Origin of the sequence: Achromobacter animicus (genome assembly GCF_040775605.1) — a bacterium.
In the GTDB taxonomy this organism is placed as follows: Bacteria; Pseudomonadota; Gammaproteobacteria; order Burkholderiales; family Burkholderiaceae_B; genus Achromobacter; species Achromobacter animicus.
Genome location: NZ_JAYGJK010000001.1, coordinates 291,041 through 305,926 on the forward strand (window position 1 = coordinate 291,041; position 14,886 = coordinate 305,926).

10 protein-coding genes are annotated in these 14,886 nt (G+C 65.9%); 5 read left to right on the plus strand and 5 right to left on the minus strand.

All coding sequences use genetic code 11. The features are described from left to right. Window positions 1-15 precede the first annotated feature (15 nt). From AB3147_RS01310 to AB3147_RS01330, 5 genes are all read right to left on the minus strand, one after another. Window positions 16-1,623 (minus strand): MFS transporter, encoded by a 1,608-nt coding sequence (locus AB3147_RS01310; protein ID WP_367351267.1) that lies wholly within the window; start codon window positions 1,621-1,623, stop codon window positions 16-18. 71 nt (window positions 1,624-1,694) lie between these two features. Further along, window positions 1,695-2,393, minus strand: a complete 699-nt coding sequence (locus tag AB3147_RS01315; protein WP_218342340.1) for a hydrolase — start codon at window positions 2,391-2,393, stop codon at window positions 1,695-1,697. Between the two features lie 169 nt (window positions 2,394-2,562). Next, window positions 2,563-3,246, minus strand: coding sequence for a YoaK family protein (locus tag AB3147_RS01320; RefSeq protein ID WP_367351268.1), 684 nt, complete (start codon window positions 3,244-3,246; stop codon window positions 2,563-2,565). A gap of 82 nt (window positions 3,247-3,328) precedes the next feature. Next, complete coding sequence (locus tag AB3147_RS01325) at window positions 3,329-3,757, minus strand: DoxX family protein (RefSeq protein ID WP_367351269.1); 429 nt, start codon at window positions 3,755-3,757, stop codon at window positions 3,329-3,331. Window positions 3,758-3,769: 12 nt separating this feature from the next. Continuing rightward, window positions 3,770-5,659, minus strand: coding sequence for an amidohydrolase (locus AB3147_RS01330; protein ID WP_367353507.1), 1,890 nt, complete (start codon window positions 5,657-5,659; stop codon window positions 3,770-3,772). Window positions 5,660-6,002: 343 nt separating this feature from the next. On the opposite strand from AB3147_RS01330, the gene AB3147_RS01335 reads away from it, so the two are divergent. From AB3147_RS01335 to AB3147_RS01355, 5 genes are all read left to right on the plus strand, one after another. Next, a complete protein-coding gene (locus AB3147_RS01335; RefSeq protein ID WP_175137106.1) occupies window positions 6,003-7,112 on the plus strand; it encodes a porin in 1,110 nt (369 codons plus the stop codon). A 156-nt stretch (window positions 7,113-7,268) separates the two neighbouring features. Beyond that, a complete protein-coding gene (locus AB3147_RS01340) occupies window positions 7,269-8,891 on the plus strand; it encodes a methyl-accepting chemotaxis protein (protein WP_367351270.1) in 1,623 nt (540 codons plus the stop codon). Between the two features lie 87 nt (window positions 8,892-8,978). After that, window positions 8,979-9,644 (plus strand): response regulator transcription factor, encoded by a 666-nt coding sequence (locus AB3147_RS01345; RefSeq protein ID WP_279975800.1) that lies wholly within the window; start codon window positions 8,979-8,981, stop codon window positions 9,642-9,644. Then, entirely contained in the window at window positions 9,644-11,026 is a 1,383-nt protein-coding gene (locus tag AB3147_RS01350; protein ID WP_367351271.1) for a sensor histidine kinase, read from the plus strand. Before AB3147_RS01345 ends, AB3147_RS01350 begins: the two co-directional genes overlap by 1 nt. A 704-nt stretch (window positions 11,027-11,730) precedes the next feature. After that, the gene (locus AB3147_RS01355) at window positions 11,731-14,802 is read left to right on the plus strand and encodes an autotransporter outer membrane beta-barrel domain-containing protein (protein ID WP_367351272.1); all 3,072 of its coding nucleotides are present in this window, start codon (window positions 11,731-11,733) and stop codon (window positions 14,800-14,802) included. The last annotated feature ends 84 nt before the right edge of the window (window positions 14,803-14,886 follow it).

The window sequence follows — 14,886 nt, forward strand, 5'->3', positions numbered from 1 at the left end:
TCATCCTGCTGCCCGTTATTGCGGGATGGGGGCGACGAAGTGCGACACCCGCGGCGGGGTGTCGCCGATGTGGAAGGCGCGCACTTCCGCCTGCTGGTCCTCGTCGGCGTGGGTGACACGCTCGTGCTGGCGCAGGTGCTCCAGCCACGACATCACCAGAAAGTATTCCAGGTAGCGGCCGGGCTGGGCGGCGTCTTCAAAAATGCCCCATGCATACGCGCCGTCGCGGCGGCGTTCGGCGCCGGCATGCTGCATGGCCTGCACGAAGTCCGCGCCGCGTGCCGGATCGATCAGGTATTCCACGGTAATCATCACCGGGCCGCGATCATGCGTGACGTGCTGGCCGATCAGGGGCTCGGGCCAGTGCATCGACGGTGCGAGGTCCAGGTCGGCGCCCAACTGCAGCTTGGCCTTGCGGGTCAGCAGCATCGCCACGACCGAGCCCGCGGCCGCGATCAGCAGGGCCGTGGGAACGCCGGCGCGCACGGCGGTCTGCCCCCAGATCATGCTGCCGACGGTCATCGAGCCGAAGAACACCGTGACGAAGATCGCCAGCCCGCGTGCGCGCACCCAGTCGGGCAGCGCCACCTGGGCGGACACGTTGAGCGAGGTCAGCACCATGATCCACGACGCGCCCGCCAGAAAGCTGAACGCGCCGGCCACCACGGGATGCGGCACCACCGCAAACACCACCAGCGTAAGCGCCGTGCCCAGCGTGCCGGCCATGACGCTGCGGTCCGGGCCCAGCTTCTTGCGCAGCGGCGGCAGCACCATCGCACCGATCACGGCGCCCGCACCGACGCAGCCCAGGATGATGCCGTAGAGCAAGGCGCCACCCTGCAACACCTGACGCACGATGACCGGCAGCAAGGCCCAGTAGGCGCTGGCGAACAGGAAGAACGCGACGGCACGGACCAGCGTGGATTTGAGCGGCTTGCTGTGCAGCGCGAAACGCAGGCCAGCACGCATGGCATGAAACAGCTGCTCGCGCGGCAGGCGTTTTTCAGCGGCCGCGGGCGGCTTCCACCAGATCAGTGCGGCCACAACCACGATGAAGCTGACCGCGTTCACAAAAAACGGAATCGCCACGCCCAGGCTGGTGATCAGTACGCCGGCCAGCGCCGGACCAATGGCGCGGCTGACGTTGATGCCCACGCTGTTGGTGGCGATGGCCTGCTGCAGCGAAGGACGCGGCACCAGGCTGGGGACGATGGCCTGCCAGGCCGGCGCCGACAACGCGGTGCCGATGCCCATCAGCAGCGTGAAGCCCAACAGCACCCACGGCGTGGTCAGACCAAACCAGACGACCAGGCCCAGCGCCAGCGCGATGAAGCCCATCGCGATCTGCACCATCAGCAACAGCTTGCGGCGGTCCATCGTGTCGGCCAGCGCGCCGGCCAGGAGCGACAGCAGGAAGACCGGCAGCGCGCCCGCCGTCTGCACCAATGCCACGAACATCGGCGACGGCGACAGCGAGGTCATGAGCCAGCCCGCGCCCACGTCGTGCATCCAGGTGCCGATGTTCGACAGGACGGTAGCCACCCAGATCACCGTGAAGGCGGAGTAGGCGAAGGGAGAGGAAGGCGGGGCTGGGTCAGCGGGTCGGATGTCGGCGGTCGTCATGGCGGGCAGGCTGCGGAAGAAAGCAAAAAGGCCCGCGGCCGCTGCGAGAGCGGCTGCGGGCCCGTGGGGCATCAGCGGGCGATGACGGGCGCGGCGACGGGCGCGATGGCGTCGTGGGCGGTCTGCGTGCGCTGGCCGGCCTTGTGCACCATGGTGTAGGCGTAGTCCACGCCCATGCCGTAGGCGCCCGAGTGTTCCTTGACGATTTCCATCACGGCATCGTAGGAGTCACGGTGGGCCCAGTCGCGCTGCCATTCCAGCAGCACTTGCTGCCACGTCACCGGCACGACGCCAGCCTGAATCATGCGTTGCATGGCCATGTCATGCGCTTCCTTGGACGTGCCGCCCGACGCGTCCGAAACCATGTAGATCTCGTACTCGCCTTCCAGCATGGCGCACAGGGCGAACGTGGTGTTGCAGACTTCGGTCCACAGGCCGGCGACAACAACCTTCTTGCGGCCATTGGCGGCCAGCGCGTCACGTACCTTCTGGTCGTCCCACGAGTTCATCGAGGTGCGTTCCAGGACCTTCTGGTTGGGGAACACGTCCAGCAGTTCGGGGTAGGTGTAGCCCGAGAACGACTCGGTTTCGACGGTGGTGATGGTGGTCGGAACGCCGAAGACCTTGGCGGCCTTGGCCAGGCCGACGGTGTTGTTCTTCAGCGTCTGGCGGTCGATCGACTGCACGCCGAAGGCCATTTGCGGCTGGTGATCGATGAAGATGATCTGGCTGTTCTGCGGGGTCAGGACTTCGAGCTTTGCTTGGGACATGAAAATCACCTGGAAGATTGAATCAGAGGGGGGACGCATAGCGCCTGGCTGCATGAAGATGCCTCATTCGCCCGCTGTGCCGCGAGCTTTAACGAGAACGTCAGGATATGGGAAACGTTCGCATTTCGACATTGTTCGAAGGTATGGCGCGTCCCCCCTTCAGGTAGGGTCAGGCGGGGGCGCGCTTGATGCCCAGGGTGGCCAGGGCGGCGACGACGGGCGGCAGGACGAAACACCACATGAGCGACGCCCAGTACAACAACGCGGCGATGGCGCAGCCGGACGCAAAGGCCGCCAGGGCGGGCAGCATCTTGCGCAGGCGGCCGACGGCGGCCGTGCGGGCCTCGCCCGACACGCCCTTGCAGAGGTCGGCAAGGTCGATCATCACCTGCGTGGTGGTGCCGGTCATCAGCGTGGACGGCGGCGCGCTGCCCAGGTGCATGCGCTGGATCGCATTCTGGATGCCCATGGCCGCGACCAGCAGCATGCCGCCCATCACGGCAAAGGGCGCGTCGCTGTCGGAAAACGGGCCGTAGGCGATGAGGACGGCGGCCGCCGCAGCCAGCAGCAGCACCTTCGCGCACATGAGTTTCGACATGGCCGTGTCCGCGGCCGCGAGGCCGGACGCAAAGAGGCGCGTCAGGACGACGACGACACAGAAGAGCGGCAAGGCCAGGAGCTTGGCAAAGGCGCCGGTCGTGCCGTGGACGAAGGCGGCGCCCAGCGTGACGAAGTTGCCGGTCACGTGCGCCGTGAACAGGCCATTCAACGCCAGGAACCCCGCCGTATCGACGTATCCCGCGTTAAAGCCCAGGAGGCCGGTGAATCGGGGAGATACGGGTGTCTGTTCCATGATGTGCAAGGTAAGCGTGGAAGACGCAGTGCCCGTTGGACCGGCGGTGCGGCCAGCGCGGCGGGCACTGCGAAAGAGGTCGTTACCGCCGTTCGTTCAGGTCCTGCCAGATCACCAGCAGGAATCCGCCGACCAGCCCAAGGTGCTCGTAGAACGAGTTGGCGGCGAAGAAGCGCGCCTGGCCGGGCGGCATTTCCCAGAACTGCAGGGCGACGAAGGTGGCGAGGAGCGTGAAGATCGCCAGCGCCAGGGCGCCGATCCAGCGGTGCCAGCCGGTCAGGATCATGAGCGAGGCGATGATCTCCAGCGCGATCACGACCACGGCGAAGAACGGCGCGGGCGTGAGCCCGAAATGGGTCATTTCCGCGATGGCGCCCGGAAAGTCGGTCAGCTTGACCAGCCCGCCCTGCAGATACGCGGCGCACAAGCCCAGATAGGCGACAAAGCGGGCAACGCGGCCCCCAAGAACGGGGCGCGCGATGCCGGCCAGCGAGGTTGAAATGCTCGACATGGATTCAGTCCCTTACACGGCCCAGCACGAGCAGCCCAGCGCGCCGAAGAACGACTTCTGGTCGGAGGCCGGCACGCTGGACGCCCACGCATTGGCGTGGCTGTGGCCATGCAGGCCGCACGCGCTGGCGCAACCGCACGCGGCGGCAAAGCGCTTGTAGTCCAGCGAGTTGCGGCCCGCGCCTTCCGGGTCGCCCCAGGCGGCATAGCCGCCGAACAGGCGCGTGGGCGACCAGTCGGGCATGGCGGGCGGCGGCGCGTTCTCGTCGAGCTTGGCGAAGTCGCCCGCGCCGTAGACCACGCGCCCGCCGACCACGGTCAGGTCGGACGTCAGGAACGAAATCTCTTCGTCCGCCACCGTGAAGTAGTCCTGGGACGGGACCATCAGATCGGCGAATTGGCCCACCTGGATGCGGCCGCGCTTGCCTTCGTCGTTGGAGAACCACGCGACGTTCTCGGTCCACATGCGCAGCGCCGTCTCGCGGTCCAGCAGGTTTTCGTGCGGATACAGCGGCATGCCGCCCACGGTCTTGCCCGTGGTCATCCACGACAGCGAGATCCACGGGTTGTAGGACGCGACGCGCGTGGCGTCCGTACCGGCGGACGTCTTCACGCCCTTTTGCAGGATGCGCTTGACCGGGGGCGTGGCCTGCGCGGCCTTCGCGCCGTAGCGCTCGACAAAGTATTCGCCCTGGTAAGCCATGCGGTGCTGCACGGCAATGCCGCCGCCCAGCGCGGCGATCCGGTCGATCGACTTGTCCGAGATCGTCTCGGCGTGATCGAAGAACCAGTTGATGCCGGTGAGCGGCGTGTCGCGATGCACTTTCTCGAAGACGTCCAGCGCCCGCGAGATGGTTTCGTCGTACGTGGCGTGCAGGCGCCAGGGCCATTTGTTCTGGACCAGGACGCGCACGACCTCTTCCAGCTCGCCTTCCATTTCCGGCGGCATGTCCGGGCGTTCGACGCGGAAGTCCTCGAAGTCGGCGGCCGAGAACACCAGCATTTCACCCGCGCCGTTATGGCGGAAATAATCGTCGCCCTGCTTGTACTTGACCGAAGACGTCCAGTTCAGGAAGTCTTCCTTCTCGTGCTTGGGCTTTTGCGTGAAGAGGTTGTAGGCGAGGCGAACGGTCAACTGGTTGTCGTCGGCCAGCTTCTGGATGACGGCGTAATCGTCCGGATAGTTCTGATAGCCGCCGCCGGCGTCGATGACGCCCGTGACGCCCAGCCGGTTCAGCTCGCGCATGAATTGGCGCGTGGAGTTCAGCTGGTAGTCGAACGGCAGCTTCGGGCCCTTGGCCAGCGTGGAATACAGGATCGTGGCATTGGGCTTGGCCAGCAGCAGGCCCGTCGGATTGCCGTTCGAATCGCGGATGATCTGACCGCCTTCGGGGTCGGGCGTGTCCCGGGTGTAACCCACCACGCGCAGCGCCGCGGCGTTCAGCAGCGCGCGGTCGTACAGATGCAGCAGGAACACGGGGGTGTCCGGCGCAACCGCATTGATTTCCTCGATGGTCGGCAGGCGCTTTTCAATGAACTGGTGCTCGGTGAATCCGCCCACCACGCGCACCCATTGGGGCGCGGGCGTGTTGGCGACCTGGCGGCGCAGCATCTCCATGGCGTCCGCCAGGGACCGCACGCCGTCCCAGCGCAGCTCCATGTTGTAGTTCAGGCCGCCGCGCACGACGTGGGTGTGGTTGTCGTAGAGCCCGGGCAGGACGCTCTTCTTTTTCAGGTCCACCAGCCGGGTGTTCGATCCCGCCAGGCGCAGGACTTCCCGGTCGCTGCCCACCGCGACGAACTTGCCGGCCTTCACGGCGACGGCGCCCGCTTCCGGATTGGCGCGGTCCAGCGTGGTGAAACGGCCGTTGTAGAAGATCACTTCCGGGGGGCCGTCCGCCAGCGGCGTGCCGGTTTGGGACTGCGACCCGGCATTCGCCCGGCCTGCCCACATGCTGTTGAGCGCAAACGCTGAAGCCAGCGAAGACGCCGCTCCCAGGACTTGTCGACGCGAAGCCATGCCACTCTCCTCGATTAATTTCGCGGTGGCTAGGTTTTCATGGCGCCCGCCGGGGCGCAATCCGACATTAGGTTCGTCACCCTATACCATCGACGAATGGCGCTGGCACGGCATGCACGCGTATCGTCTTTCGGTTTGCGTGCTGCCTTGCAGTTCCGGGGTCGCTCGTATCCCGTGCCCATGGGTTCATCGCGCAGGATTCCCACGGAAAGCACAGGAGCATGAGATGAAGGTTGGCCGCGACGCGCGCAAACGGGTTCTGGTTGGTGGATGCGCGGTGGCCGCGCTGTGTGGCGCCGTGGGCAGCGCGACGGCGCAGTCATCCGTCACGCTATACGGCCGGCTGAACACCGCACTGGAATACGCCTGGATCAGCGGCGGCGACAATGCCGGCTCCGGCTCGCGCATGACGAACAACCGGTCGGTTTTCGGCCTGCGCGGCGAAGAGGACCTGGGCAATGGTCTCTCGGCAATCTTCCAGATCGAAAGCGGCATCGCGCTCAACACCGGGCAAGGCGAGATCGCCAGCCGGAACACGCGCCTCGGGCTGGCATCGCCCTACGGCACGTTCTTCCTGGGCAATTGGCACACGGCCTACACCGAGTCGACCATGAAAATGGACCCGTACTACCCGATGACGGCCGGGTACATGGCGCTGATGGGCAACGGTTCGGCCTCCAGCTCGGGCAACGTCGAGAACACCAGTTCGTTTGACCGGCGCCAGAAGAACTCGCTGCATTTCCGCTCGGCCGACTGGCATGGCCTGAGCGCGGGCTTCACTTGGGGTCTGCCGCAGGAGCGCATGACGACGCCGCGCAATCCCCAGCTCTTCTCGTGGTCCGCGGCCTACAAGGAAGGTCCGCTGGCGCTGGTGGCGGCCTATGAGCTGCACAGGAACTACCAGATGGCCGATTCGCACGACGATGCCATCAAGCTGGGCGCCTCGTATTCGTTCCCGACCACCACGATCAACCTCGTCGTCGAGCAGCTGCGCTACCAGACGCCCACCGGCGATCTGCGCCGCAAGGGTTACTACGTGTCGCTGGTGCAGAAGCTGGGTTCAGGCAGCCTCAACGCGTCCGTCGGCTACGCCGCCAACGGCACCGGGCCGTCCACGCAACAGGTGGGCTATGTCCGTAGCGGCGAGAACACCGGCGCGGTCCAATACACGCTCGGCTACGAGCAGCCCTTGTCCAAGCGCACGTCCGTGTATGCGTACTACTCGAAGATCAAGAACCGTTCGAACGCGGCCTACGATTTCGCCATCAATGAACTTGGCGTGACTGCCGGCGCCAGCCCGCAGACCATTGCGCTGGGGTTGCGGCACAGCTTCTAGCCTTGGCGAGGCTTAACGATTCATTAATTGTTGCATCGCTATAGTCGCGCTCGTCAGCCGGCGCGGCGCCCGTCAGTGGGGCCAGCGCTGCAATAGCGCGAGTAGTCATGAGCCGGTTGCCGATCACAACAAAGGCGAATGATGAATCTTGCAACCATGAAAGTGAGGTCTCGCCTCGCTATCGGTTTCCTCTTGCTTATCCTGGCGCTGCTGGTGCTTGGGGGCCTGTCCCTGTATGCCGTGCGGACGCTGGACAAGTCGATGTCCGACATCGTCAACGTGAACAACCAGCAGTTGAAGCTGGCGTTGCAGATGCGCGAGCTGGTGCAGGGCCGGGCCATCGTGGTGCGCAACATCGTGCTGTACACGGACCCGCAAGCCGTGGCAAATGAGATCAGCCGATCGGAAGACATGGCGACGCGCTATCGCCAAGCCAGCGAACAGCTTGCAAAGATGTTTGCCGAGGACGAAGGGACGCTGCCCGCCGAGACCGATCTGCTGGCCGCCGCGCAGCGTGCGCAGCAGGAAGCGACGCCCATCTACATGCGCGCCCTTGAAGCGGGACGGCAGAACAATGCGCAGGAAGCCGCCCGGATTCTGCGTGAAGAGCTGCGCGCCAAGCAGGACGCCTGGCTCGACCAGTTGATGGCGCTAGCCAACCTGGAAGCCAAACTCAGTGACGAATCGGCCGCAGAGGCCGCGCAGACGTCAGCGCGCCTGCGCAATGCAATCGTCGTGATCATGGCGATCGCCGTACTGGCCGGTGTGCTGTCGGCCTGGCTGATCACGCGCAGCATCCTGCGTCAGCTTGGCGGCGAGCCTGCCGATGCGCAGAAGCTGGCGGGCGCCATTGCAAGCGGCGATCTCACCACGGCGCTCACGCTGGACGGACGCGACAGGTCGAGCCTGATGTATTCGCTGGAGACGATGCGCATGCAACTGGCGACGACGGTGGGGACCATCATCAGCGCGGCGGAGTCCATCTCGACGGCGTCCGCCCAGATTGCAGAAGGCAACGCCGACCTGTCGCAGCGTACCGAGGAACAGGCCGCGTCGCTGGAGGAAACGGCCGCCAGCATCGAGGAAATGACCTCGACCGTGCGGATGAACCAGGACAACGCGGCCAGCGGCAGCAGTCTCGCCGTGGATTGCAGCCAGCTCACGGTTGAGGCGGGCCACGTGGTGGGCCAGGTGGTGGACGCGATCGGTGCGATCTCGACCGATGCCGAGCGCGTCGGCGAGATCGTCTCGGTGATCGACAGCATCGCGTTCCAGACGAACATTCTTGCGCTGAATGCGGCGGTGGAAGCCGCGCGGGCCGGCGAACAGGGCCGCGGCTTCGCAGTGGTGGCCACCGAAGTGCGCGCGCTGGCGCAACGCAGCGCGACGGCAGCAAAAGAGATCAAGGGCCTGATCGAGAATTCCAAGCGCGCGGTGCAAGGCGGCGAGTCGCTGGCGGCCACGGCGGGCGACCAGATGCAGAAGGTGCTGGACGCGGTGGCGCGCCTGAAAGAGGTGACGGTGGAAATCGCCTCGGCCTCGGCGGAGCAGACCAGCGGCATCGAACAGGTGAACGTGGCGGTGTCGCAGATGGACACGATGACGCAGCAGAACGCCGCGCTGGTCGAGGAATCGGCCGCGGCGGCAGGCGCAATGGCCACGCAGGCGAAGGAGCTGCTGCAGGCCGTGGCGCGCTTCAAGACGGAACGGCGAACCACTGCAGCGCATCCGGGCGCGCGCTACGAGCCGCTGGCGCTGGCCGCGCCCGGGCACGCCTGAGCCGGCGGCAGACCTTTATGATGCGGCATGCGCGGCAAGCCCGCCGCGCCGCGCAGAGGCTGCCAACGCCCACACAGGGGAACTGACATGCGGGTGCTGTTGGTCGAGGACGACGCGATGTTCGCGGACGCACTGACGCTGGCCCTCGAGGAGCTGGACTTTGCGGTGACGCTGGTGCAGGAAGTCGACGCCGCCAAGGTGCTGCTTCTGGAGCATGCCTTCACGATCGTGCTGCTCGATATCGGTCTGCATCGCGGGTCGGGGCTGGACGTGCTGCGCTTTCTGCGCCGGCGTGGCGACGCGGTGCCGGTGATCCTGATCACCGCGCGGGATGCCTTGAGCGACCGCATCAAGGGGCTGGATCTGGGCGCCGACGATTACGTCATCAAGCCGTTCGAGCCCACAGAGCTCTTTGCACGCATGCGCGCGCTGCTCCGGCGCAGCGGCGTGGCGGGCGACAAGGTGCTGGCCTGGCGTCATGTGAAGCTGGACCCGGGGCGCCGCGAGGCCTTTGTCGACGAGGCACCGACGCGCCTGTCCGAGCAGGAGTTCCGCACGCTGGAGATGCTGCTCAGGCATCCCGACCGGCTGGTGTCCACCGAAGAACTGCGCGCGCATCTCTACGGCGCCGACCGGCCCGGCGAAAGCAATACGATCGCCGTGTTCATTCACGCCCTGCGGCGCAAGCTGGGCAAGGACGCCATCGAGAACGTGCACGGCCAAGGCTATCGCCTCGCCCGGGACAGCAGCTGATGCGCCGGGTCACGAATTCGATGCGGGCGCAGATTCTGCTGGGCATCTTCAGCGCGCTGCTGGTGTCTTGGCTGGTGCAGTTCGGTCTGTACTGGAACAGCCTGACGCGGACCGAGTCCGGGGCGCGCGATCATGAGCTGAGGGCGGTAGTCGACAGCGTTGCGTTCTTTCTGGCGATGGTGCCGGTGACGCAGGACATCACCCGCGACCTGCCGGTGCCCCCCTTCCTGTTGCGCCAGTCCATCGGCAAGACCGAGATCCAGGTCTGGGACCGCGTGACGAACCGGCTGGTGCTGGCGTCGACGGACGCGCCGCGCACGCAGATGGCGCAGGTCGATTCCATCGGGTTCTCGTGCGTCCTCTTCGGCGGCGACACCTGGCGCGTTTATGCGGGACTGGACGAGACGGCCCGCTTCGAGATCGTTGCCGCGACGCCGACGCGCGCGTTCTACGCGGGGCTTGCCGACCGCTTCGAGTTGGGCTCGATCATCACGCTGCTGATGTTTGCGGGGATCGGCAGCGTCACGATGTTCGTGGTCTGCCGTTCGACGCGCAAGCTTGGCCGCGCCGGCCGGGAGATCGCGCAGGCCAGCGTGACCGACGGCGTGACGGTTGACGAACGCGCGGTGCCCGCCGAAGTGGGACCCCTGATACGCGCCATCAACGAGCGGCAGCGGCGGGTGCTGACGCTCGTCGAGAACGAGCGGCGATTCATCGGCGACGCCGCCCACGAGCTGCGCACGCCGTTGGCGGTGCTGGCCGTGTACGCGGACACGGCATATCGGGTCAACGATCCCGTCAAAGCGAAGATGCTGATGCAGAAGATCGCCGAGACGACCCGCCGCAGCGCGCGCATCGTCGAGCAGCTGCTGGACCTGGCGCGCACCGACAGGAACGACATCGTGCTCGAACCCGTGAATCTCGCTTCCGTCGTGGGCTTTGTCCTGCGGGACATGCAGGCGTCGTTTGTCCATCGCGGCCAGCAGCTCACCGTGGATGCCGTCCCGGGCCAGATCCTGGGTCAGGTCGACGCGCTGGGCATCCTGGTGCGCAACCTGCTGGACAACGCAGGCCGGTACAGCGGCGACGGCAGTTCGATCCGGGTAGCGGTGGAGCGGGCGGCCGACAGCGTCACGTTGGCGGTGTCGGACAACGGCCCGGGCATCGCACGGCCGCTGCGCGAGCGCATCTTCGACCCCTTCTACCGCGGGCCCGGTGCGCCAAGCCACGGCAGCGGATTGGGGCTGGCCCTGGTGGCAAGGATCGCCCGCTCGCACAATGCGCGCGTCACGTTGGAAGACGGCGCCGAGGGGCGTGGCGTGTGCTTAAGCGTGACGTTTCCGCTGCCGGACGCCGGGGCCGCCGCCTCACCCGCGGAATAGGCGGGTGGAGAGAACATGGATACGCCCGACTGCCGCAGTGAGACACGGCCACCGTTCGACGGGCTGCGCGCTTATCTGCGAGCCGTCCAAAGCCGGGACGACTTGCAGCGGATCCGGCAGCTTGAGCAGCGAAATGGTGGACTGAAGCGGTCCGTGGAACGCTTGATGGCGGGGCACGGCGTTGCCACGCGGTGTCCTGAATGCGGCTCCAGAACCGTGAGAATCCGTACAGCTTCTTCACCAGCGGCATTAATCAGCCGACTGAAACGCATTTTTAGCTTGGGCACGCAGCGCCGGCCGGATTAATCAAAAAAGTAATGGTCGACCGATCCGTCGTGTCATTTTGTTTCCGAAACGTATGTGAATCGCGTTCCGGTAATTGGCACAGGCAGGACGAAGGATGGTATCCAGATCAAACGTTATGCCGCGCAGAGATGGTATCCAATCAACGAATATAAATACTTTGGATAACCCGTCCGTCGTGGTTTCTACAAATATCGGTCGTATGCCGTAGACCTATTTTGATAATTAACGGGTTATAACCCCGTTTATTAACGGGGACGTAAAAAGAACCGTTATACAGTGCCTCCTTTTTTCGAGAGCTGACCCTAGATTCACGCCGGCTGCATTATTACTTGCCGATACTTTTTAAACATATCGGCAATGTGTGAAAGGAAGCTCGATTAATCCGGAGGATTGAAGTTTTGGCATACGGCACAAAGAAGTGGCTGACGGCGACGCTCGCCCTGAGCGCGTCCTACGTGGGGAACGTCACCGCTGCGGATCTGACCATCGGGTCAGGTAATACGCAGGTGTTTGACGGGTCGGCCAACTTTCCCGGCGGCATTGATGTCAACGGCGGCACGGCGGTTATCGGCGGCAATGGCGGCGGTGCGGGCGTGGCGATCGGCGGCAACGTCAATGCCATGTCGAACGGCACGGTGGCGGGTTTCGGGTCGATTGGTGGCGACTTGAACGTGACGGGAGATTCCCGCGTTGCGCCGGGATACTGGGTGGACACGCCGACGGGCGTCTCCAACGGCAATCTCGTGGTGAACGGCAATCTGTCGATCAACAACGGCGTCTTTGATTTCGAAACCGGCTACGCCGGACTGCCCATCACGCAACCCGGCACGGGCGACAACATCAAGGTGGGCGGCAACGTTGCCCTGAACAACGCGACGCTGAACGTGAAGGTCAGCACGCACGGGGTCAACGCGGGCTTTTACCGCATCATGTCGTACGGCGGCACGTTGAGTGGCGGCCTGACGCTGGGCACGGTCTCCGGCGACTCGGCGCCGGCCGCGACGATCCAGACGTTGACGGGCGACAAGCACATCAACCTGGTCCTGGGTCCCAGCACCACCAATCTGTGGAACGGCAATGGCGCGGCCTCCGCGGCCACTGCGGGCGGCGGCAGCGGCACGTGGACCGCGGCGAGCGGCAACTGGAGCAGCCCGACCAACGCCACGGGCGCCCTGCCCAGCGGCGGCTACGCGATCTTCACGGGCGCGGCGGGCACGGTCACCGTGGACGGCAGCGCCGGTCCGGTGCGTGCGTCGGGCTTGCAGTTCGCCACGGATCGCTATCGCCTGCAAGGCGCGCCGATCACGCTGGCGGGCACGGGCGGCAACCCGCCCGTCATCGTCGTCGGCGACGGCACGTATGCGGCGGGCCAGTTCGTCGACATCATCGACAACCCGCTGCAAGGCACGGAAGGCTTTGTGAAGACGGGCGTCGGCTCGATCATCCTGAACGGCGACAGCAGCAACCTGACGGGCCCCATCTTCATCGCCGACGGCGCGCTGGAGATCAACGGCAAGCTGAACGGCCCGATGGACATCGGCCGCGAGGTGGTGCTGGCAGGCGTCGGCCAAGTCGGCAGCACGACGCTGTACCCGACGGCGGTGATTTCGCCGGGTAACGACGGCACGCCGATGGGCACGCTGACGGTCAACGGCAATCTCAACTTCGGCCAGGACACGATCTATCGCGTGCACGCCGATCCGACCAGCACGCTGAGCGACCGCATCCATGTGACCGGCGTCGCCACGCTGGACGGCACGGTCGCGCATGTGGGGCCCAATGGCAACTACGCGCCGCGCACGACGTACAACATCCTGACCGCGGACGGCGGCATTCAAGGCCGGTTCACGGGCGTGTCGAGCAACTACGCGTTCCTGACGCCGTCGCTCAGCTATGACGCGAAGAATGCTTTCATGACGCTCTCGCGTAACGACGTGCCGATCGGCAGCGTGGGCGGTTCGGAGAACGAAACGAACGTGGGCGGTGCGCTGGATCAGGAAGCGCCGCCTGCGAGCGGCAATGGGTCGGCCTCGGCGGGCAATGGTTCCGCATCGACGGGCAATGGCTCGGCGTCGGCGGGCGACGGCTCTGTATCGGCGGGCAACGGATCCGCATCGGCGGGCAACGGATCCGCATCGACGGGCGATGGCTCGGCATCGGCGGGCAACGGATCCGCATCGACGGGCGATGGCTCGGCATCGACGGGGAACGGCTCGGCATCGACGGGCAACGGCTCGGCATCGACCGGCAACGGTTCCGCAACGACGGGCAGTGGCTCGGCGGCGACAGGCACCGGCAACGGCAATGAATCCGCCCCGGTCGTCACCACGCCCGTCACGCCCGGCGCCGACTCGTCGCTGATCGCCAGCGGCAATAGCGCAGGCAAGACGACGGGTGCAAGCCAGGTGACGGCGGCCGTGCTGGCCATGTCTCCCGCGCAAGCGCGCGCGGCCCTGAAGCAACTGTCCGGCGAAGCGTACGCCAGCACCGGCAGCGTGCTGCAGGCCCAGGGCGACGCGGTGACCACCCTGCCGCTGTCGCATCTGCGCGGCAACCTCGACGCGCCGATGCGCGCGGGCCGGCCGACGGCGCAGCTGGGCGCGTCGTCGTCCGACGCCTTGCCGCAAAGCGGCGCATCGCCGATCTGGGCGCAGGCCTTCGGCAACTGGAGCACCTTCCGTGGCGACGGCAATGCATCCACCGTGCATCAGTCCGCGGGCGGTCTCTTTGTCGGCGGCGACGGCGACGTGGGCGGCGGTTGGCGTCTGGGCGGCGCGGTCGGGTACACCGGCAGCCACAACTCGATCTCCGACGTGTCGTCGCGCATGAGCGTGGACAGCTACACGGCCACGGTCTTCGGCGGCAAGAATTTCGAAGCCGGTCCCGGACATGTGCGCTTCATGGTGGGCGCGGCCTACACCTGGCACGAGATCGATTCCAAGCGCAATATTGCGGCCGGCAGCCTGAACCAGCGCCTCGAGTCGTCGTATAACGCGTCGTCGACGCAGGTGTTCACGGAACTGGGCTACAAGCTGCCGCTGGGCGACGCCTACGCCATCGAACCCTTTGCCGGCGTGGCATGGAACCAGGTCCGCACGCGCGATTTCCAGGAAACGGGCGGCAGCGCGGCCCTGCGCGGCGAGGGCAGCAAGGACGATGTGACGAGCACCACGCTGGGCTTGCGCGGCGCCATGCTGATCGGCACGGATGACGCGCCGGGCCGCCTGACGGCAACGGTGGGCTGGCGCCATGCGATGGGCGATGTCAAACCCACGCAGAAGCTGGCTTTCGAGGGCGGCAGCACCTTCACGGTGTCGGGCGTTCCCATTGCGCAGAACGCGGCCGTGCTGGGCCTGGGCGCAGAAGTGGCGATCACGCGCAACACGACGGCTGGCGTGGCGTACGACGCGCAGTTTGGCGGCGGCAATCGCCAGCAGTCGGGCATGTTCAAGCTGATGACGCGCTTCTAAGGTGCAGGGAGCGCGGCCGGTTCAATGCCGATGCCTGAACGGCAACGGGCTGGAATCCGGGTTCGTTCCTTTGCATGCGCGACG

Coding starts and splice junctions, on each gene's coding strand:
- AB3147_RS01310 (WP_367351267.1), bottom strand. CDS start 1,623: ATGACGACCGCCGACATCCGACCCGCTGACCCAGCCCCGCCTTCCTCT.
- AB3147_RS01315 (WP_218342340.1), bottom strand. CDS start 2,393: ATGTCCCAAGCAAAGCTCGAAGTCCTGACCCCGCAGAACAGCCAGATC.
- AB3147_RS01320 (WP_367351268.1), bottom strand. CDS start 3,246: ATGGAACAGACACCCGTATCTCCCCGATTCACCGGCCTCCTGGGCTTT.
- AB3147_RS01325 (WP_367351269.1), bottom strand. CDS start 3,757: ATGTCGAGCATTTCAACCTCGCTGGCCGGCATCGCGCGCCCCGTTCTT.
- AB3147_RS01335 (WP_175137106.1), top strand. CDS start 6,003: ATGAAGGTTGGCCGCGACGCGCGCAAACGGGTTCTGGTTGGTGGATGC.
- AB3147_RS01340 (WP_367351270.1), top strand. CDS start 7,269: ATGAAAGTGAGGTCTCGCCTCGCTATCGGTTTCCTCTTGCTTATCCTG.
- AB3147_RS01345 (WP_279975800.1), top strand. CDS start 8,979: ATGCGGGTGCTGTTGGTCGAGGACGACGCGATGTTCGCGGACGCACTG.
- AB3147_RS01350 (WP_367351271.1), top strand. CDS start 9,644: ATGCGCCGGGTCACGAATTCGATGCGGGCGCAGATTCTGCTGGGCATC.